The sequence below is a fragment of the Radiobacillus sp. PE A8.2 genome, from assembly GCF_045635475.1.
In the GTDB taxonomy this organism is placed as follows: domain Bacteria; phylum Bacillota; class Bacilli; order Bacillales; family Amphibacillaceae; genus JBJGXI01.
On the sequence record NZ_JBJGXI010000071.1, the window covers coordinates 1 to 19,244 of the forward strand.

Below are 19,244 nucleotides of genomic sequence, written 5' to 3' on the forward strand. Positions count from 1 at the left end.
AAGCCTTTTTTAAATCATCAAATTCAAGCAACCAATTTGCAAAGTTCGTGTTGATATCGGTCATTCTTTTGTACATACGGACCTTTGATTGAGTTGGCTTCAATAGTTCGAGTTTTAACGAGATTGTCGGCATTTTTTCTTCACCTCCTGACTATATTTTACCAAAGGGAACATGCGTTTGTCTTGCGATCTAATTTTTAATTTCAAAAAACAGCGATTCATCCCACATCTGAAGAAGTGGGCTTTCTCGCTCTTAAGTTCTGTAAGACAAATTTATATGGAAGGTATTGCAACAGGAGATGCAACATTTGAGACAAGTGCGCCAACATGGTATGAGTGGGATAAAGGACACTTATCTAGCTGCCGCTTAGTTGCAAATTATGAAAGGGATATCGCTGGGTGGTGTGCTTTACGTCCTGTATCAGGTCGCTCTGTCTATCGTGGTGTAGCTGAGTTGAGTATATATATTAGTTCGAAATACAGAGGAAATGGAATTGGAAAGTTACTACTAAGAAGATTAATAGAAGATAGCGAAAATCGTGGTATGTGGACGTTACAAGCGGGTGTATTTCCCGAAAATGTCGCGAGTATCAACCTTCATAAGCAAGCTGGGTTTAGAGAACTAGGGACAAGAGAACGAATTGGTAAAATGAATGGTGTGTGGCGAGATGTTATTATACTTGAAAGAAGAAGTAGCGTTGTAAATTAGGGTATAACACAGTTAAACCTATCTGGTACTAGATGTATTATAATAATCAGTTAACACAAACTAATTCGATTATAAAATCAAAAAATAAAGCTAGAGATTCATAAAAAAATGTAATATGATGTTAGAATCGGTTAATAAATAGAGTCAATTTCATAATTACCTTACACTGCTATTCATATGAATATGAATAGCTAAAAATCAATATTATGAAATTGACTAAAGTTAATTCCAAATTTACAGATAAAGTGAGAGAGATTATATGCTTCCAATAGATTTTAATTTTAGAATGCCTGCAGAATGGGAAAACCATAACAGGACAGTTATTTCATGGCCAGTGAAGGATTCGATGTGTTTTCCGGCTGACTATGAAACAGTAAGTAAGGGCTATGCAGAAATTATTCGCGCAATTGCTGAATTTGAACCTGTAACTGTGATCGTTAATTTATCAGAACTAGAAGCTATTCGCAATCGGTTTGATGAAGAAAATATAGAATTTCTTCCTTTTGAACACAATGATGCCTGGTTTCGTGATAACGGACCGACGATGATTGTAAATGACGAAGGGGAAGTTGCCGGTGTTAATTGGCACTTTAACGCCTGGGGTGGGAAATATGAACCATGGGATTTGGACGATCAAGTTGCCCCACAGTTGTTAAAGCATTATGGAATGAGGCAGTTTAATGCACCAATCGTCATGGAAGGCGGGTCTATTCATGTTGATGGTGAAGGCACGTTGATTACAACGGAAGAGTGTTTACTGAACGTCAATCGTAATCCGAATTGGAGCAAAGCACAAATTGAAGAAATATTAAAACAGTATTTGAATGTGAAAAAAATTATCTGGCTTAAACGGGGATTGAGTGGAGATGAAACGGATGGTCATGTTGATAATATTGCTTGTTTTGCAGCACCGGGTAAAATCATGTTACAAGTATGTGATGACCCAAATGATGAAAACTATGCAATTACACAAGAAAATCTGGCTATCCTAAACAATGAAACGGACTGCTTGGGAAGGAAGCTAGAGATCATACCAATCCAACAGCCTCCAAAACGGATCGACGATGGACAACGTCTAACATTAAGCTATCTAAATTTCTACTTTGTAAATGGTGGTATTATTTTACCTGTCTTTGGTGGGGAAGCGGAAGAAACGGATGCACTAGCTGTGAAGCTTTTGTCCGAATTTTATCCTGACAGACGAATTCGCACAGTAGACGGCATGGCAATTATTCGTGAAGGTGGCAATGTGCACTGTACAACCCAACAAATGGCTTCTGGAAAATAATTTAGAAGAAAGAGGCGATAACTGTGAGAAAAGTAAAAGTAGCAGCAACGCAAATGAGCTGTACGACGAATATAGATGAAAATATTGCAAAAGCAGACGCATTAGTAAGAGAAGCGGCAGAACAAGGCGCACAAATCATTCTGTTACAAGAATTATTTGAGACACCATATTTTTGTCAAAAGGAAAAAGCGGATTATTATGTTTATGCAACAGAATTAGAAAACAATAAAGCAATAAATCATTTTAAGCAGTTGGCTAAAGAGCTTCAAGTCGTGTTGCCAATTAGCTTTTATGAAAAAATGAATTATGCGAGGTACAATTCACTTGCTTTAATTGATGCAGATGGACAAGTACTAGGCAGATACCGTAAAAGTCATATTCCTGATGGACCAGGATATGAAGAGAAATTTTACTTTAATCCTGGTGATACAGGATTTAAAGTGTGGAATACACGTTACGGAAAAATTGGCGTAGGGATATGCTGGGACCAGTGGTATCCGGAGGCAGCAAGAAGTATGGCGTTAATGGGGGCAGAAATTCTACTATATCCGACCGCAATCGGTTCAGAGCCACAAGATAGCTCGATTGATTCTAAAGATCACTGGCAAACTTGTATGCTAGGGCATGCAGCTGCTAACCTAATGCCAGTGATTGCTTCAAACCGGATTGGATTAGAAGAAGACGAAGATTCTAGTATAACTTTCTATGGATCGTCTTTTATAGCTGGTCCACAAGGAAATAAGATCGTAGAAGCAGGGCGTACAGAGCAAGCCGTCTTAGTTACTGAGTTTGATCTAGATGCGCTAGACACACAACGTATAGAATGGGGAATTTTTAGAGATCGCAGACCTGATTTATATAAGGTAATATCGACTTATGATGGCAATACGACACTGTAGTATCTATTTTGTGTGCGAAAAAGCCTGCCCCGAGTGTTTACTTCGGGGCAGGCTTTTCATATTAATCAATATTAAGCGTTTCATCAAATTCTTCCATTTCGGGATCTTTCTTTAAGGAATTAATATGAAATGGGTTAGTGATACTTTTGTTTTTCTCCGTCCGAATTGCTACTTGCTTTCCGATAGAATCCGATATAATACCTTCCTTCTCTCCATCAAAATGCGGGTCTGTTTCACGATAATCTTGATTATCTGTCATCAGATTCACCTTCTAATGTTAGGATGCATTAAATGTGATAACTAATCCATTCAACTCCGAGCAACTCAACTACTCTTTCGGTCGCCATTCGCCAATAAATTCAATCTCATCATATGTATAATAATCCTCTAGAATATTTTCCTGATCATCAATAAACAGTTCATCTGCAACAGCGGATGCAAGTTTTGGAATAGCAAAACGCAATCCCGAAAGTGCAGAGGCAGAAAGGCCACAACTAATTAGTGCAGAATAATTAAAAGCAAAAAGGCCGTGTAATAGCTTCTTTCCTTGTTCATCTTGACTTGAGAAAGCAAAACCAGGGCTCAGGTATGGATGTGCATCTACGACAGAATTTGCTACTTCATTTGGTGCATTGTAGTAATCACTCCAGCGAGCAATATAACTTTCAACCAGTTTCAATTCCGGTCGCAGTGAAGGTTCCGTAAGTAGACCTGTACTAATAATCAGAAAATCAAATGTAAAATTGCCTTGTGGCGTTGTTACCAGTGCACCTTCAGCAGTTTCTTTCACATCTAGCCATGGTGCAGCTAAGTGCAATCGAAATCCAGGCCATGCAGATGCCCGTCCGAACGTGTCATTCGTGGGTGGTTGGTTGTGCTTGAAAAAATGTGAAATAGCAGCATATTTATCTTCATCCGATAGAGCGTGGAATCGTTCAATAATTCCTGATAATTCCATCTGTCGGATCGGATTAATCCGCGGCATCTCCTTACGACGGACAAAAACATGTGCTTCTGCTACCCCTTCAGATAAGGCATAATTGGCGTTATCATAAGCGGACGCTCCACCACCTAACACCGCCACTTTTTTATTTTTTAGTGCATCAAAGTCAATTTCTTCAGATGTATGGGCATATAAAGTACGTGGTAAATTTTTTGTGACTAGATCCGGTACGTGCCACTCACCGCCACCTTGAATGCCTGTTGCTAAAATTACCTTGCGCGCAATTATCGTGTCTGAAGGTGCACCTTGGCCCTCAATATGTAATCGATGAAGTCCTTCTTCTAACGGATCAACTAGATTTAGCTTCACCTCATTGAGGACAGGAAGGTTCAAGATGTTCCGATACCAACGCAAGTAATTCATCCATTCACCACGTGGAATCTTATCAAGATCTTCCCAACCACTTTCACCGAATTGTGCTTCCCACCATGAGCGGAAGGTGAGAGATGGAACGCCAAGGTCGATGGAGGTTAAATGCTTGGGAGTGCGCAACGTCACCATTCGTGCATACGTTTCCCAAGGCCCTTCATAGCCCTCCCGATTTTCATCTATGATGAGGATATTCGATACACGTTCACGCATAAGGCCGAATGCTGCACCTAAACCGCTTTGCCCACCTCCGATGATCACAACATCATAGACATGCCCTTCAGAATGCTGCAGTGGACGAACCCAGTCTGAGCTTCTAAAGTTGATATAAGATAGATCAGTTTTTACACGTGCATTGAGTTTCTCTAAGCTCATAATAGTTCATTCCTTTCAGGTTGCTATTAATAGACAAAATCTACGAACCTCCCAGAATCTTTCTCAAAGGAGTTCGATCTGTATTTTTTTAGACTGTTTATGGAAGATTGTTGTTATTGCACAAAATAGCTAATATCCGGCGTAACTTGGAGATTGCTTGCCACGCTGCGGAAATGCCCTTCGCTTTCCGCTGGTAGCTAGTGAGTCTCCCTCGAACTCATGTTTGTGGCGTCTCACTTAGGCCCGCGGCAAGCGACTGCCTGGAGCGAAAGTCACGAGTAGTACGTTAAGTCGTGTGTTTTCATTCAATTATGAAGTTTACAAAGCAACAAACTTTTATATAAGAGTCTTTATTTATGAAGTAATCAAATGCTTATATTAAAAATTTTACCATTTCCACTATCAAAATGGGATGTTTATTTTGTCTAAATTTTCAGTATTTGTTTGTTCACTATAGCTAGTATGATTGTTTCTATTCATATATATATATTTAAGCGAAAAAAGGGGAGTGTATCAGATTTGACACATTCCCACTTCGATAACTAAATTAGCGCCCACTAATTTTATTTTTGCCGCTCTGTTTATTCTCAATCGAACTATCGGTTATTTTTTTTAGTGTGCTGCTATTGTTATTTGAGGTGTTTTTAGGGGCAACTTTTTGTTCAGTTGTGGAATTGCTTGTTTCAGTATTGCCGTTCGTGGTATTACCTTTAACTAAATTCTGAAAGAACTTCATCGGTTTTACTTGGCTATATACACCACTTGCTGTTAGACCAATTACTAAAGCAGTTAAAATCTTATTCAGGAGGGATGGTGGTATAAATACTAAAATAAACGCTATTCCTATTGCTAATAAAGCCCGAAATCGTGTAGGGAGTTTAATCGCATTACCGAGGACGGTAACCAACGCAGCAACAATTGCAGAAATGGTTGCTAAATTGGCAGGATCTAATTGATTAACATCAATCATCTATAATCCTCCTTTTTCAGTTTGTTAATATCATATGTTGATAATGGCATATCGTAATAGTTGAAATGCCTATTAGTACAGTATTTTGAAAACAAAATGCTTTACCTAAAAAGGGAGTAGAAAATGATGATTCTTTCACTAGGGGATTTGAGGAATATTCGGAGAGATCTATTACTAATTTTACCTGATAGGAACTTTGTTGTTAGCATAGCAAAGGTTATAAATCTAAGTATCTTGGTCAACGTGACTGATTATGTAAATAGTTAGCCCAATTGCGAAGATCTTTGTGATTATCTCTGTATACTGACCCGCGGAGGTATTTATGAACGAAGATGCTTTTGGATTAAGGTTCATCGGAACACTGCTAACATTTGCAAGGTTTATCGCTCTGAATAAATTGTTTTAGAGGAAGACAGGCTGATTTGATTAGCATAGCTTAATTTCTTAAGTGTCATTTTAAAATAATAAATTCCTAAATTTTATTTGAAATAGTTATGGTTGTGTAGTTAGGATTTATTTCTATAAAAGAAGCTAGTAGCTGTATAGATGACCAAGATACACAAATCAATCACATATATTATTTTCCATATATAACTCATGATATTAAATAGGGGGTTGGTGTAATAGCCTTGATGTGGATAGTTAACCCATTCATGAAACAAAAACAATTGGATGTTGGGCAAGCCGGGTGTTACATCAATTCGATACCAAATAATGTGAAGCAGAAAAAATACAGTCGTATGGATGGCAAAAAGTATAAGGCGATAAGTTATTTCAGAAATAAGGGAAGAACACTGTGTTCGATGTAGGTGTATATATCTTTTTTTCATTAACACATCCAATCGTTTAAAATCGGAACGGCCAATAGTACTTGCGTAAATAATAAATAAAATCATGAACACTTGAAAGAAGGAAACAGAACCGGTGAAATAATAATCGATACAGACCAAAAAGGCCTGAAATAGATTAATAATAATAATCTGAAACAGGAAAAGGTTGCTTACTTGATTCATTAGGAGCTTGTACCTTGTTATAAAAAAAAATAATAAAAAGACCCACATTAATCCTTCAGAAACAGCAAAAAATATCCACTCATTTTTATATAAAAAAGTTAGCAGACTAACAACTCCCTCCATTACTACTAAAATGTATGTCCAATTGGTAAAAATATGTGAATTAGATTGAATAATTGCGTCCTTTAAAGGGATGATAACAACTGTGAAATATTTAATTACACTATTCATGCTGTTGTTTTTGTTTGTTTTTCCGCATATTACGAGTGCGGAAGAAATGGTAACTGTACAATTAGTAAACTATGTAGAAGATACCTCGTCACTTCATTTTGAACTTGAGGGTTCATTTTTCACACTTGATCCAACGGTGGCGTTAAAAGAAGGAGTAAGGTATACACTAAGCGTTGTAGATGGTTCGCTTATTTTGGAAGGGAACAACGAAACCTTTAACCTTGATCAGTCTTTTATTCTAGTCCCTGAGACCTATAACAAAAATCACTTAATACACATTGATGATCGTCCGTATTTAGGTGCAATGGAATGGAGAATCGAGGATAATGAGTACCTTCGTCCTGTTAATCAATTACCACTGGAGGATTATTTGAAGGGAGTAGTTCCTTTTGAGGTTTACCCAAGCTGGGGACTAGAGACCCTGAAAGCACAAGCGGTTGCTGCAAGAACGTATGCAGCATCACATTTGCGTGAAGAAATAGACGACACGATAAGCTATCAAGTTTATGGAGGTTATACCTGGAGTGAAGCAACAACCAGGGCTGTAGAAGAAACAAAAGGTAAAGTAATTACCTTTGATAACAAATTGATAAGTGCCTTTTATTCGGCGAGCAATGGTGGTGTAACAGAAAACAATACACATGTTTGGGGAGGAGAAGCAAAGTCTTACTTTCCTATTAAGCAAGATCCCTATGATCCCATTCATCCTTGGGAATTTATTTTACATCAAACGCAAATAGACATGGAGGAAATTAATTGGGAGGACCCTAATTGGTGGGACAAAATAGAGGAGAAAGATCTAGAAATCACAACATCAATTAAGAAAAGATTAGTCAAAAACGGTTACCCTGGCGATTTAAAAATTCTATCTATTCCTGAATTTAAAGTGGACAATGATCGTCTAGAATCGCAGCGAAGCGTTAAAGGCTCAATTACTATCGAATTTTTTCAAAGAATAATCGATGGGACTGTGTTGTTTCGCCAGCTAAAGTTAGAAGATGTTGATCTTAATCAAATTCGACCTCTTATTGGAGGCAATCAATTTAAAAGCTATTTAATTGATTCACTGGAAGCATCAAAAGGTGTCTATAAAGTGAAGGGGAGAGGCTATGGTCACGGTGTTGGCATGAGTCAGTGGGGAGCTAATTTCATGGGTGAACAAGGCAAATCCTATCAAGATATAATTGAGTTTTATTTCCCTGGAACAACTATTACTACTTTTACGGAGTGAAAAAACAACGAACAGTATGCGTACACTGTTCGTTGTTTTTTAAAATTATCTAGTTGCCACAATTGATTTTGTTTTATATAACCAAGAGCCAAGTACATAGGAAACAATGCCCCAGATTACCAGGATGCCTACACCGATCCAAAACGAGCTGGAAATGATTCCTGTTGAGTAAACCATACTATCTCGTAACCCCTGAGCAAAATAGGTGAGCGGAAGCACATGAGAAACTGGTTGTAACCATTCCGGCATCGTTTCGATTGGAAAGAACACACCACTTAAGAACATCATCAAAAAACTGACGATGTTTGCCACACCCATATATGCTTCAGTTGTTTTGCTGAAAGCAGAAATAAAATATCCTAACGCATTAAAAGAAAGTGCACCTAATAAAAAGACAATCAATAGACTGAGAAAATCTATGTATAGATTTGCCCCAAAGATGAATACGCCGATAAGTGATAAAATAACAATCTGAATGACACTGAACACCATCCGCATAACCATATCACTAATGCCAAAAATACTCATTTTAGCAGGTGTCATACGAAGGCGCTTAATGAGTCCTTTACGACGCATTTCAACGAGGTCCACCATGCCAAACAGACCGCCCTGGGCAATGGCTAGCGCAATCATGCCAGTTAGCAAGAAATCTGTATAATCGAGATCATTGTTACCTGAGGTCATCGATTCAAACTGTAAATCGTAGGTGGGAGTTGCACCTGCGGCATATAAATTCGCCTGTTGAACGAATTTATCAAGCATACCGGAAATCGCTTGTGTAGTTGCACTTTGTTCATCTTCTTTGTTAACGACAAAGATTAATGATGTAGCATCTGCTGTCTCTGGAAGAATGATGGCGGCATTCACTTCTCCATCCATTACCCACATATCCGCTTGTTCACGACTAACAGGCTGATCCGTTTTTACTTCAAGCACGGGTAGCTGATCGATTTGTGCTAATAGCATTTCTGATGTTTCATTTGGATTTTCATCTACGATCGCAACTTCTGCACGAAACTCCTCATTTGAGCTACCGCTGAAAATAACCATAAAAATGACCATTAGTATGACAGGGAAAAAGATCCCCCAAAACCAAGCTTGCCTTTCGCGAAGCGTCATCTTTAATTGAGCAAGAAACATTTGTTGAAATTGTTTGATATTGTTCATCTTTAATCCCTCCATTCCTTACCAGTGAATGCTATAAACACATCTTCTAGACTCATTTCATGGATAGATACCTGTTCCACATGGTAATTTTTATCTTTTGTGAAACCGAACAATTCATATAAGGTATCTTCCGGCTTTGTTGTCCAGATTTTAAGTGCTGCGCCATTACGTTCAGTAGTGGTAACGGATGGAATCTTTTTAATGAAAAGATCCGCTTCTTCTGCAGCAAATTCTCCATCAAGGAATGATAATCTTACTTCTCTTTCTTTCGTTAACCTTTCAATTAACGCAGCAGGGGTTTCCAAGGTTACTATTTTACCTTGGTCGACAATACAAACCCGATCACTTAATTTCTCGGCTTCTTCCATATAATGTGTAGTTAGTATGGTGGTTTTACCTAGTTGTTTTAATTGTAGAATAATATCCCATATATTGCGGCGCGCTTGAGGATCTAGTCCTGTTGTAGGTTCATCAAGAAAAATGATTTCGGGGTTACTGATCATAGCAAGGCCAATCGCAAGACGTTGACGCTGTCCGCCAGATAACTTTTTCACTTGGTTTTTTCGATGTTCGGTAAGATTAACTAACTTTAAGATTTCTTCTGTCGGTTGTGCTTTTTTGTAGAAGGTTGCAAATAGGTTCAAATTCTCTTCTGGAGTTAACAAATCAAACATCGCACTGGATTGAGGCTGTACACCTATTTTCATTTTGATATCATCCGCATCTTTCTCCCAGGTCAAGCCTCCAAAGTGAATCGAACCTTGATCTGGAGAAACTAATCCTTCAATCATTTCCAGCATTGTTGTCTTTCCAGCACCATTTGGTCCGATAATGGTGAATACTTCGCCAGCTTGTACTGAGAAGCTAATATCCTTTACAGCATGAATGGAACCGAACGATTTCTTTAATTGTTTTACTTCTAAAACCGTCATATTTTATCCTCGCTTTCATGGCAACATTTAGACATATCAATTGTACATTATATTGCAAAATATGGTTACGCAAATTTAAAAAAATTACAAATTACTTTAAAAGTTTAAATTAAAAAAGCTTGTACGAGAAGTGTACAAGCTGGATAGCAAATTTATTTGAAAATCCCAAATGGTTTTCCAACAGGAAGCGTTACTTTACCAAAGTGTGTGTTTAGCACACTTGCTGCGGAACCATAGAAACTAAATATCGCAATTAGTAGTTCAGATACTGCCGCAACCATGTGCATCACTTCGGGTAGGATGCCAAGTGTCGACAGTGAAAGACCGATGAACAAGAAGTCAATGAGTACAAAAATAATGAATAGCACCTTATGAGTTTCCATCGCACCGACAGTGATAAATAAGCTGAAAATTAAGTATCCAATATAAGCAATGCCTAATTGTTTCACATCAACTGCAGCCGCAGCCGCTTCGCCGAATACGCCAAATTGTATTAACCAAGATGTTCCTACTCCGAGACAGAATAATCCAAACGCTCCAAAAGCTGTGGTTCCGAACGTGTTATTATGCTTCGCGTCAAGCAAACTTGCAATTAGTTGTGCAATTCCACCGAGGAAAATTGCCAAGGAAGAACGAAAGAGACCCCATCTGTCCAGCCAAGTTTAGCGGAGGACGCGACTAGGGTTACCATTGCTAAGCCGAATAGTCCAAAAGCAGAAGGGTCTGCAGTAGCAATTTTTACTTGTTGTACAGTTTCTGTTTGATTCATGCTGAAACCTCCTAATAAACATACTTGTCTAATTTACAGAAAAAGATGAACCGTTTCAATGGAAATATATTCTATAATAAATGTAGTGTTATTTTTCGTGTTTAATCGGTGGAATTTGCACATTATTTTCATCTCGAAGACAAATATGTAACTCCTGCCTATCATTAATAGAAGCAAAGAAAATATCGTTAATATTATGAACTCCGTGAGCAACTATTTGCTGTTGTAACCATACTTCATTTAAACTAAAGTAACTTAGCACATTGTTGTAAATTTTCCCTTCTGCGACTAACGGAAAAGAAATGCTTGATCTTGTTTTTTGGATATTCATATCTTCTAGCGTGACTGTATTTTTTAGTGGTTTCTTAAGTACACTAAGAGATCCATTTGCCTCAATAATTGCGGTTTCAACATCATTTATATCAAACACATTTTTTTCGCGAAGCATTTGAATGATGTTATCGATAGAATAACGAATCTTTCTCAAGTTTTTATCTAATAACTTCCCATTTTGAATAACAATTGTTGGTTCGAAGGTAATGAACTGATCTATTTTTCTGCTCTTTATCTTCCATTTAGCAACTACCCTTTGAAGCACTCCGAGTGCAATAATTGCGAATGCTGTTGGAAGATGTTCAATGTTTGGGTCTGCGATATCTGCTCCAACCACTGCTCCTAGCGTTACTACAATTAAAAAATCAAAAACGGGTAATTGTCCAATCGCCCGCTTTCCCATAAAAAGAGTGATGAATAATAGCAAAGGCAAAATAGTAACGATTCTTAGAAGTACAATTAACATATCTTTTAAAAAATCCATCACGTTTTTCACCCCTTAATAAGTAGTTGTAATGATTATTATTAGCATTCAACATATACCCATGCATGATAAGTAATAATAACTAAGCTTATAAAGATGCATTATACTTTGGAACGAATTGTATTTGCGTTACAATTAATATATCGCTTACATATTGAAGAAGAGGTGGTTACTTATGAAATATAGACGTTTAGGTACAACAGATTTAAAGGTTTCTGTTGTCGGAGTTGGTACATGGCAGTTTGGTGGTGACTGGGGCAAAGATTTCAAACAAGCTGAAGTTGACGCTATTTTAACTCAAGCAAAGGATTTAGGTATTAATTTAATCGATACAGCCGAATGTTATGGTCCTGATCATTTATCTGAAAGCTTTATCGGTGATTTTCTAGCACGTAATAATCGCCATGATTGGGTTTTAGCTTCTAAATTCGGTCACCATTGGCACACGAAGTGGAGCAATGCTTGGAGTGTTGATGACGTGCGTCAGCAATTGGAGGAGTCATTACGTGCATTAAAAACAGACTATATTGACCTATATCAATTTCACTCTGGATCAGATGAAGATTTTGACAATGATGATTTGTGGACAATGCTCGATAAGCAACTTCAAGCTGGTAAGATTCGTAATTTAGGCATTTCAATAGGAAGTAACAAAAATATTCACCAGACGGCACAAGCGACCAAAAGAAATGCTAAAGCAATTCAGGTTGTTTATAACCGTTTGGACCAAGCACCAGAAGCGGAAGTATTTCCTTCTTGTATCGAACAAGACCTTGGAGTGTTGGCAAGGGTTCCGCTCGCAAGTGGTTTCTTAAGTGGGAAGTACAAGCCAGGTGTTAAATTCGAAGACAAAGTTCGTAAACGCAGGGAGCAAGCAGATATTGATGAGCAATTAAAGGTTGTCGAACAGATTAAGCAAACAGAAGTTCCTGAAGGTGTAGAAATGGCACAATGGGCATTAGCCTGGTGCTTACAAAACCCAGCAGTAACCTGTGTTATCCCTGGCTGTAAGAGTCCAGAACAAGTTATTGCAAATGCGAAAGCTGCAGAGTTGGACATCGTTGCCGAAGATCACAGACTAGCTTGGTAAAATAATATAGATAAACAACAGATTAAAAAAGCCTAATTTCTAATCATCACATTAGAAATTAGGCTTTATCTAATTAAAATACTTTTGTCGTCCAATCCTCACAATTCCACACGTCTGTAACAACACCTTCATAAAATTCAGGTTCGTGGGAAATAAGCAAAACGCTTCCTTTGTATTCTGTTATCGCGCGTTTTAACTCATTTTTAGCATCTTGGTCAAGGTGGTTCGTAGGCTCATCGAGTACGAGTAAATTTGTTTCGTTATTAATTAATTTACATAAACGTACTTTTGCTTTTTCGCCACCACTTAGTACTTGGACCTTGCTTTCGATGTGCTTCCTTGTCAGACCGCATTTCGCTAAAGCAGAACGAACTTCCTGTTGTGTGAAGTGACGGAATTCTTCCCATATTTCTTCAAGACAGGTGTGTTGGCTTGAGGTCTTGAGCTCCTGTTCAAAGTAGCCAATATGCAAATGCTCACCTAATTCAACAGAACCTGATACCGGTTTAATTTCACCTAGAATGCTACGCAGCAGTGTTGTTTTTCCGATACCATTGGCACCAGATAGGGCAATTTTTTGTCCGCGTTCCATAGATAAATTAAGTGGTCTAGAAAGTGGCTCGTCATACCCGATTACAAGATCTGTTGTTTCAAACAAGTACTTACCTGGAGTACGTGCAAGCTGAAAATTAAAATGTGGCTTCGGCTTTTCTGCATCCAGTTCAATAACATCCATCTTATCAAGCTTCTTTTGACGAGACATGGCCATTCTACTCGTTGCAGCATTCGCTTTGTTTCTTGCGACAAAATCCTTCAAGTTCGCGATTTCTTTTTGCTGCTTCTTATAAGCAGAAACCTGTTGCTGTTTTTTCATCTCATACACACGTTGAAATTCTTCGTAATCTCCAGGATAACGATTTAATTGTTGGTTCTCCATATGATAAATTAAATTAACGACACTATTCAAAAATGGAATATCGTGTGAAACGAGAATAAATGCATGATCATAATTCAATAAGTAGTTTTTCAACCAGACGATGTGTTCCACGTCAAGATAGTTTGTCGGTTCATCGAGGATCAAAATATCGGGTTTTTCTAATAGCAACTTAGCGAGTAACACTTTTGTCCGTTGCCCACCGCTTAAATCATGGACATCACGGTCTAAGCCATAGTCTATCAAACCAAGTCCATTGGCAATTTCTTCTACCTTAGCATCAATCGTGTAGAAACCATTATTGGTAAGTGCGTCCTGCATTACTCCTGTTTCTTCAAGCAATGATTCTAATTCATCTGGACCGACCTCACCCATTTTAGCGAATAATTCATTCATTTCGGTTTCCATGTCGTACAAATATTGAAATGCTGTTCGTAATACATCGCGAATGGACATTCCTTGTTCTAACACAGAGTGCTGATCCAAGTAACCGACCCTCGTGCGCTTTGACCATTCTACTGTACCAGCATCAGGCTCTAATTTACCTGTAATAATATTCATGAAAGTTGATTTACCTTCACCATTGGCTCCAATTAGTCCAATATGCTCTCCTTGCAATAAACGAAAAGATACATCATCGAAGATTGCGCGATCTCCAAATCCGTGACTTAAATTTTTTACTGTTAATAAACTCATAATCCAAACACCTTTTCCTTTAAAAGTTATCCTTCCTCATTATATAGGGTATTATCAGAAAACGATAGTGGATATTAAAGGTTTAAAAAATGAATGTTTTACTTATTAAATTAAAAACGAACATTGCTAAATATAAATGTTATTTTGCAATTTATATATTGCAAAAAGTTAAATATAATATATAATAAAAGTAACGATATTATATGGAGGTGTTCATATGCCACGATGGGGTAAGAACAAACAAGTCGACGAACGTGTCACCAATCTGCAAAACAAAATATATAAAGAAATCCATATGATTGTGATGGTATTAAGCTTTGTATCCATCGGAGTTAAATCTTGGATATATGGAATCAATATTAACCTTGTAATAACTGAGCTTGTAATCATCGTTTTATCAGGGTTTTATTATATGATTCGGTCGTCCTATTTGGGTGTAATTACAGATGAAATTGAGCTGCATGATCGTCACCAGAAGATGAAGTTAAGCACAAAAAATATTGTGGTAGGTTTAATTTTAGGTGTTGTAATAGCGATTATTTTTGCAACCAATAGCGCGGTGAACTATGCAGATGATAATTTGCAGGCGATTTATTACTTCTTGCTCGTATTCTTCGTCTCCTTTATGTTTTATGTTCCTGTGTTTGCAGGTTTCCTAGGGTTAACATATCTGGCTGCTAAAAAGAAAAGTGAGCAAATTGTTCAACAGCAGTTAGGAGATGAAGATGCGAGGTGATCATGTACGATGAAAAATATTAAATTGAAAATGGCCAGAGTCGAACATGAATTATCTCAAGAAGAGCTAGCAAAAGTGGTGGGTGTTTCGAGACAAACGATTGGCTTAATAGAAGTAGGAAAGTATAATCCAAGTTTAAATTTATGCATCTCGATTTGTAAGACCTTGAATAAAACACTTGATCAATTATTTTGGGATGAATAAGTATCTTATATTAATGGAAGCTTACAGTGTTTAAGTCGATATTTTATATATATCACATAGAATCACGCAAAATGCTAACTCTATTAGTAAATAGGGGGTGCAACCAATGGATGAAAATAAAAACCAAAATATGCCTAAGTTCGATGATTTAGATGATCGGGTTATTGCTGAGGGAAGTCAACAGCCAGCGTTTTCAATGAAAACAAGCTTAGACCCTGAAGATCCAACCAAGGACAATCCATATTTTGATAATACGAAACAACATAGTAAGGAAGAAATAGAAAAGTTCAAGAAATTTTTTCAAGGACGTTGACCTGATTCAGTTTCATAATTACCTTATACAGCTATCCGTATCTATATACAGTTCAGACACGGGGTTATCCAACTATATATCGATGCGGATAGCTGGAATTGAAAATCAGAATTGTGAAATTGACTAAACCGAGTATAAAAGGAAAGTGAATGGGGGAGATATTACTCCCTCAAAAAACACCACCTAAGATAATTCATCTTCAAATTTCTCAAGTAATGCATTACAATCCATTTCACCGAGATTACCAACTTTACGCCTTCTCACCGAAAGTGATTGATTTTCTACCTCTTTATCTCCAACCACAATCATATATGGTACCTTTTGCATTTCAGTCTCACGAATCTTTAAACCAACCTTTTCTACCCGGTCATCCATTTCAACGCGAAATCCAGCATCCTCCAACTCGGATTTTATTTGTGCTGCATAGCTGTAATGTGCATCGGCAATCGGTAATATTCTTGCTTGAACTGGTGCTAACCAAAGCGGAAAATCACCTTGATAGTGCTCAATTAAAATTGCCATAAACCGCTCAATTGAACCATAAATAGCGCGGTGGATTATTATTGGGCGATGTGCTTGATTATCTTTCCCAATATACGTACAATCAAATTTTTCAGGCATTTGAAAGTCTAGTTGTACTGTTCCGCATTGCCAGCTTCGATTTAAAGAGTCAAGAATATGAAAATCGATCTTAGGTCCATAGAAGGCACCATCACCTTTATTAATTTTGTAGTCAATTCCTTTTTGTTTTAATACTGTTTCTAAAGCAGCTTCTGCTTGATCCCAAATTTCTGGTGAACCCATATGCTCATCAGGTCTAGTCGATAGTTCAACTTTATAGCTAAAACCAAATTTAGCGTAGAACGAATTAACTAGTTCAAGTACTTTTGCCATTTCTACTTCAATTTGATCCTGACGAACGAATAAGTGAGCATCATCTTGAGTAAAACTTCTCACCCGTAATAGCCCATTAAGTGAGCCTGATAGCTCATGACGATGCACGAGACCAAGTTCTGCAAATCGAAGCGGTAGTTCGCGATAGCTTCGTCTTTTGCTATTGAATATAAGTAAGGCACCAGGACAATTCATTGGTTTAATTGCATAATTTTGCTCATCCACATTTGAAAAATACATATTCTCATGATAATGATCCCAATGACCCGATTGTTCCCATAGCTCTTGCTTCATCATAATTGGTGTTTTAATTTCCTGGTATCCACTTCTCTGATGTTGTTCCTTCCAAAATTGTTCAAGTTGATTTCTTAGTGCCATTCCCTTTGGTAAGAAAAATGGCATGCCAGGGGCTTCCTCCATCGACATAAATAATTCTAACTGTTGACCTAGCTGTCTGTGATTGCTTATTTCTTTTACATTTGACATGATACTTCCTCCTATTTTTGAATATGAAAAAGCCGCATCATATCCCTATGACAGGGACGATGCGGCCGTGGTTCCACCCTAAATTTAGTAAAGCAAAATATACCTTACACTCTAAAAAGATAACGGTTTAACCCGGTTATGGATACTTATGTTCCCCATAAATGCTCCAAGGTGGTAAATCACTCCGGTTTCTTCAGGGCTCGCAGCCATGACCCTGTTCTCTGGAAAGAAAATAAGTAGTGATTCGTGTCCTTATCTACGCTTTAATTTACTATTTAATTCGATGTTTGTTGTCTGAAAATGAATTTTTAAAAACAAAAAGACCACACGCATCCCAATGTAAGGGACGAGTGTGGTCGTGGTTCCACCCAAATTTATAAAGCAAAAATCTACTTTACGCTCAAAAAAGATAACGGTTTTCCCGATTACGGATACTAATTTCCCCGTAATAGCTCTGAGGTGGTAAATCAGTCCATTCTCTTCAGGGCTTACAGCCGATGACCCTGATCTCTTGTAAGAAAATTGAAGAATGATTCGTGTCCTCTTCCTTGCTTTCATATATTGACATGATTATAGAGCAAGAGTGAATTTGATGTCAAGAGTAAATTTCAAAACTAGTTAGGAAGATTTAACTTAGAATAATGTTAATCGTGAAAAGTTCCGAATGATTGTTATGATATTGATTATAACAAAATTGCACGGCTGAATTATACAGGATAATGGCTTTTCATTACTTATCACATTTTGCGAAAATACTCATTCAATTTGTGTTTTTTCAATTAGTGGAAGGGTAGCATGAATGCTAGAGCGTAAACTGTCTGAAAAAGACGAACTCAGGTCAAAAGATTTATCTTAGGGGGGATGTTTACTGGTGCATCGTGAATTACTGGGTCACTGAATTAATAACAAACGAAAGGAATGTATTAATAGAGATTTTTAGTGCCTAGATTTGAATATTATCAAAAACAAAAAGGTTATAATCCATTGAAAAGCGAACATTGATTATGAAGATAATTTTACTAACCGAGGTGGTTTGATGATATTTCCGAAAGATTTAGGGGAAAACGTTCAATTGATTGAATTGTTTGATTTAGGTATGGAGCAACGAACCGGATCATACGTGTTACTAGAAGATGAAATAACTGTTATAGAAACAAGTGCGAGCCCATCTATTGCTTATCTACTAGAGGGCTTAGAATATTTAAACATTAGCCTAGCAGAGATAAAGTATATCGTTGTTACACACATACATCTTGATCACGCAGGAGGAGTCGGACTATTGCTTGAGAAATGTCCAAATGCGAAGGTTATTGTACATCCACGTGGGAAGCGTCACCTTATAGATCCAACACGATTAATTGCTGGCGCAAAAGCAGTCTATGGAAATCAATTTAATCGATTGTTTGATCCGATTTTGCCAGTTCCAGAAGAGCGATTACTCACAAAAGAGGATGGTGACATATTGCAAATAAGCAATAACCGTACACTTACCTTTTTCGATACACCTGGACACGCTAAACATCACTTTTCAATTTATGATTCTTACAGCAATGGCATATTTACGGGAGATACGATTGGCGTGTACTATCCTTATACAAAAGCGTATGGATTTGAATTTGTGCTTCCATCCACATCGCCAAACCAGTTTGATCCGAATGCAATGCTGGAATCAATAAATCGGATTGAAAGGCTAAATATGGCAAAAATATATTTTGGTCATTATGGCAAAAGTGACAACCCTTCCTACATCATCGAACAAATTCGGTACTGGTTACCTAAATTTGTAGAAGCTGGAGAAAAAGTGATTGAAGCAAATCCTTCCGAGTCTTTTGAAGCGAAAACAGCGTTATTAACCGATAAATTAAATAAGATGGTTAGAGCGTTCCTAAAAGACAAAGGTATTGATGATTCACATAATGTCTATAAACATATTCAAATAGATATGCCGATTTGCTCGATGGGAATTGTAGATTACCTTAGTAAATGACGAATTATAGTATCAACAAAACCCAGCATTTGGTCTCATTGATCAATAATTGCTGGGTTTTGTAATTAGTGGAGAATAACTATTAGCACTTGGTATTAAAACTTGGTATTATTTAATAAATAAAGTATAAT

The 19,244-nt window shown here is 37.4% G+C and carries 18 protein-coding genes, 1 pseudogene and 2 other annotated features; of the genes and pseudogenes, 10 read left to right on the forward strand and 9 right to left on the reverse strand.

Annotated features, from left to right (window positions below):
* Nucleotides 1-277: 277 nt before the first annotated feature.
* The 3 genes from ACI6MV_RS23385 (at nucleotide 278) to aguB (ending at nucleotide 2,896) form a co-directional block, all read left to right on the forward strand.
* The gene (locus tag ACI6MV_RS23385) at nucleotides 278-709 is read left to right on the forward strand and encodes a GNAT family N-acetyltransferase (protein ID WP_407272748.1); all 432 of its coding nucleotides are present in this window, start codon (nucleotides 278-280) and stop codon (nucleotides 707-709) included.
* A 259-nt stretch (nucleotides 710-968) separates the two neighbouring features.
* Complete coding sequence (locus ACI6MV_RS23390) at nucleotides 969-1,997, forward strand: agmatine deiminase family protein (protein WP_407272749.1); 1,029 nt, start codon at nucleotides 969-971, stop codon at nucleotides 1,995-1,997.
* 23 nt (nucleotides 1,998-2,020) lie between these two features.
* Entirely contained in the window at nucleotides 2,021-2,896 is an 876-nt protein-coding gene (aguB, locus tag ACI6MV_RS23395) for an N-carbamoylputrescine amidase (RefSeq protein WP_407272750.1), read from the forward strand.
* Nucleotides 2,897-2,957: 61 nt separating this feature from the next.
* On the opposite strand, the gene ACI6MV_RS23400 is transcribed toward aguB, so the two are convergent.
* The 3 genes from ACI6MV_RS23400 to ACI6MV_RS23410 form a co-directional block, all read right to left on the reverse strand.
* The gene (locus ACI6MV_RS23400; RefSeq protein WP_407272751.1) at nucleotides 2,958-3,155 is read right to left on the reverse strand and encodes a hypothetical protein; all 198 of its coding nucleotides are present in this window, start codon (nucleotides 3,153-3,155) and stop codon (nucleotides 2,958-2,960) included.
* A gap of 69 nt (nucleotides 3,156-3,224) precedes the next feature.
* Nucleotides 3,225-4,643 (reverse strand): NAD(P)-binding domain-containing protein, encoded by a 1,419-nt coding sequence (locus ACI6MV_RS23405; RefSeq protein ID WP_407272752.1) that lies wholly within the window; start codon nucleotides 4,641-4,643, stop codon nucleotides 3,225-3,227.
* A 547-nt stretch (nucleotides 4,644-5,190) separates the two neighbouring features.
* Nucleotides 5,191-5,613: a hypothetical protein gene (locus tag ACI6MV_RS23410; protein ID WP_407272753.1), complete on the reverse strand. Its 423-nt coding sequence runs from the start codon at nucleotides 5,611-5,613 to the stop codon at nucleotides 5,191-5,193.
* 653 nt (nucleotides 5,614-6,266) lie between these two features.
* On the opposite strand from ACI6MV_RS23410, the gene ACI6MV_RS23415 reads away from it, so the two are divergent.
* Nucleotides 6,267-6,422 carry a hypothetical protein gene (locus ACI6MV_RS23415; RefSeq protein WP_407272754.1) on the forward strand — a complete coding sequence of 52 codons (156 nt, stop codon included), beginning with the start codon at nucleotides 6,267-6,269 and terminating at the stop codon, nucleotides 6,420-6,422.
* 409 nt (nucleotides 6,423-6,831) lie between these two features.
* The gene (locus ACI6MV_RS23420) at nucleotides 6,832-8,088 is read left to right on the forward strand and encodes a SpoIID/LytB domain-containing protein (protein ID WP_407272755.1); all 1,257 of its coding nucleotides are present in this window, start codon (nucleotides 6,832-6,834) and stop codon (nucleotides 8,086-8,088) included.
* 45 nt (nucleotides 8,089-8,133) lie between these two features.
* On the opposite strand, the gene ACI6MV_RS23425 is transcribed toward ACI6MV_RS23420, so the two are convergent.
* From ACI6MV_RS23425 to ACI6MV_RS23440, 4 genes and pseudogenes are all read right to left on the reverse strand, one after another.
* Entirely contained in the window at nucleotides 8,134-9,255 is a 1,122-nt protein-coding gene (locus tag ACI6MV_RS23425) for an ABC transporter permease (protein WP_407272756.1), read from the reverse strand.
* Between the two features lie 2 nt (nucleotides 9,256-9,257).
* The gene (locus ACI6MV_RS23430) at nucleotides 9,258-10,187 is read right to left on the reverse strand and encodes an ABC transporter ATP-binding protein (protein ID WP_407272757.1); all 930 of its coding nucleotides are present in this window, start codon (nucleotides 10,185-10,187) and stop codon (nucleotides 9,258-9,260) included.
* 152 nt (nucleotides 10,188-10,339) lie between these two features.
* Nucleotides 10,340-10,956: pseudogene (locus ACI6MV_RS23435) on the reverse strand (acetate uptake transporter).
* An 88-nt stretch (nucleotides 10,957-11,044) separates the two neighbouring features.
* Nucleotides 11,045-11,776 carry a DUF421 domain-containing protein gene (locus ACI6MV_RS23440; RefSeq protein WP_407272758.1) on the reverse strand — a complete coding sequence of 244 codons (732 nt, stop codon included), beginning with the start codon at nucleotides 11,774-11,776 and terminating at the stop codon, nucleotides 11,045-11,047.
* Between the two features lie 172 nt (nucleotides 11,777-11,948).
* Here ACI6MV_RS23440 and ACI6MV_RS23445 point away from each other — a divergent pair, with 172 nt between their 5' ends.
* Nucleotides 11,949-12,863, forward strand: coding sequence for an aldo/keto reductase (locus ACI6MV_RS23445; protein ID WP_407272759.1), 915 nt, complete (start codon nucleotides 11,949-11,951; stop codon nucleotides 12,861-12,863).
* A gap of 73 nt (nucleotides 12,864-12,936) precedes the next feature.
* Here the strand turns inward: ACI6MV_RS23445 and ACI6MV_RS23450 are convergent, their stop codons facing one another.
* On the reverse strand, nucleotides 12,937-14,493 hold the full coding sequence (locus ACI6MV_RS23450; protein WP_407272760.1) for an ABC-F family ATP-binding cassette domain-containing protein: 1,557 nt from the start codon (nucleotides 14,491-14,493) through the stop codon (nucleotides 12,937-12,939).
* Between the two features lie 217 nt (nucleotides 14,494-14,710).
* On the opposite strand from ACI6MV_RS23450, the gene ACI6MV_RS23455 reads away from it, so the two are divergent.
* From ACI6MV_RS23455 to ACI6MV_RS23465, 3 genes are all read left to right on the forward strand, one after another.
* Nucleotides 14,711-15,229 (forward strand): DUF6773 family protein, encoded by a 519-nt coding sequence (locus ACI6MV_RS23455; protein ID WP_407272761.1) that lies wholly within the window; start codon nucleotides 14,711-14,713, stop codon nucleotides 15,227-15,229.
* A 9-nt stretch (nucleotides 15,230-15,238) separates the two neighbouring features.
* Complete coding sequence (locus ACI6MV_RS23460; protein WP_407272762.1) at nucleotides 15,239-15,433, forward strand: helix-turn-helix transcriptional regulator; 195 nt, start codon at nucleotides 15,239-15,241, stop codon at nucleotides 15,431-15,433.
* A 106-nt stretch (nucleotides 15,434-15,539) separates the two neighbouring features.
* Nucleotides 15,540-15,746, forward strand: coding sequence for a hypothetical protein (locus ACI6MV_RS23465; protein ID WP_407272763.1), 207 nt, complete (start codon nucleotides 15,540-15,542; stop codon nucleotides 15,744-15,746).
* Nucleotides 15,747-15,929: 183 nt separating this feature from the next.
* Here the strand turns inward: ACI6MV_RS23465 and thrS are convergent, their stop codons facing one another.
* On the reverse strand, nucleotides 15,930-17,126 hold the full coding sequence (gene thrS, locus ACI6MV_RS23470) for a threonine--tRNA ligase (RefSeq protein ID WP_407272764.1): 1,197 nt from the start codon (nucleotides 17,124-17,126) through the stop codon (nucleotides 15,930-15,932).
* 49 nt (nucleotides 17,127-17,175) lie between these two features.
* Nucleotides 17,176-17,394 (reverse strand) — a binding site (T-box leader).
* Nucleotides 17,395-17,465: 71 nt separating this feature from the next.
* Nucleotides 17,466-17,684: a binding site (T-box leader), on the reverse strand.
* 478 nt (nucleotides 17,685-18,162) lie between these two features.
* On the opposite strand from thrS, the gene ACI6MV_RS23475 reads away from it, so the two are divergent.
* Nucleotides 18,163-19,113 (forward strand): MBL fold metallo-hydrolase, encoded by a 951-nt coding sequence (locus ACI6MV_RS23475; RefSeq protein WP_407272765.1) that lies wholly within the window; start codon nucleotides 18,163-18,165, stop codon nucleotides 19,111-19,113.
* Nucleotides 19,114-19,244: the final 131 nt, after the last annotated feature.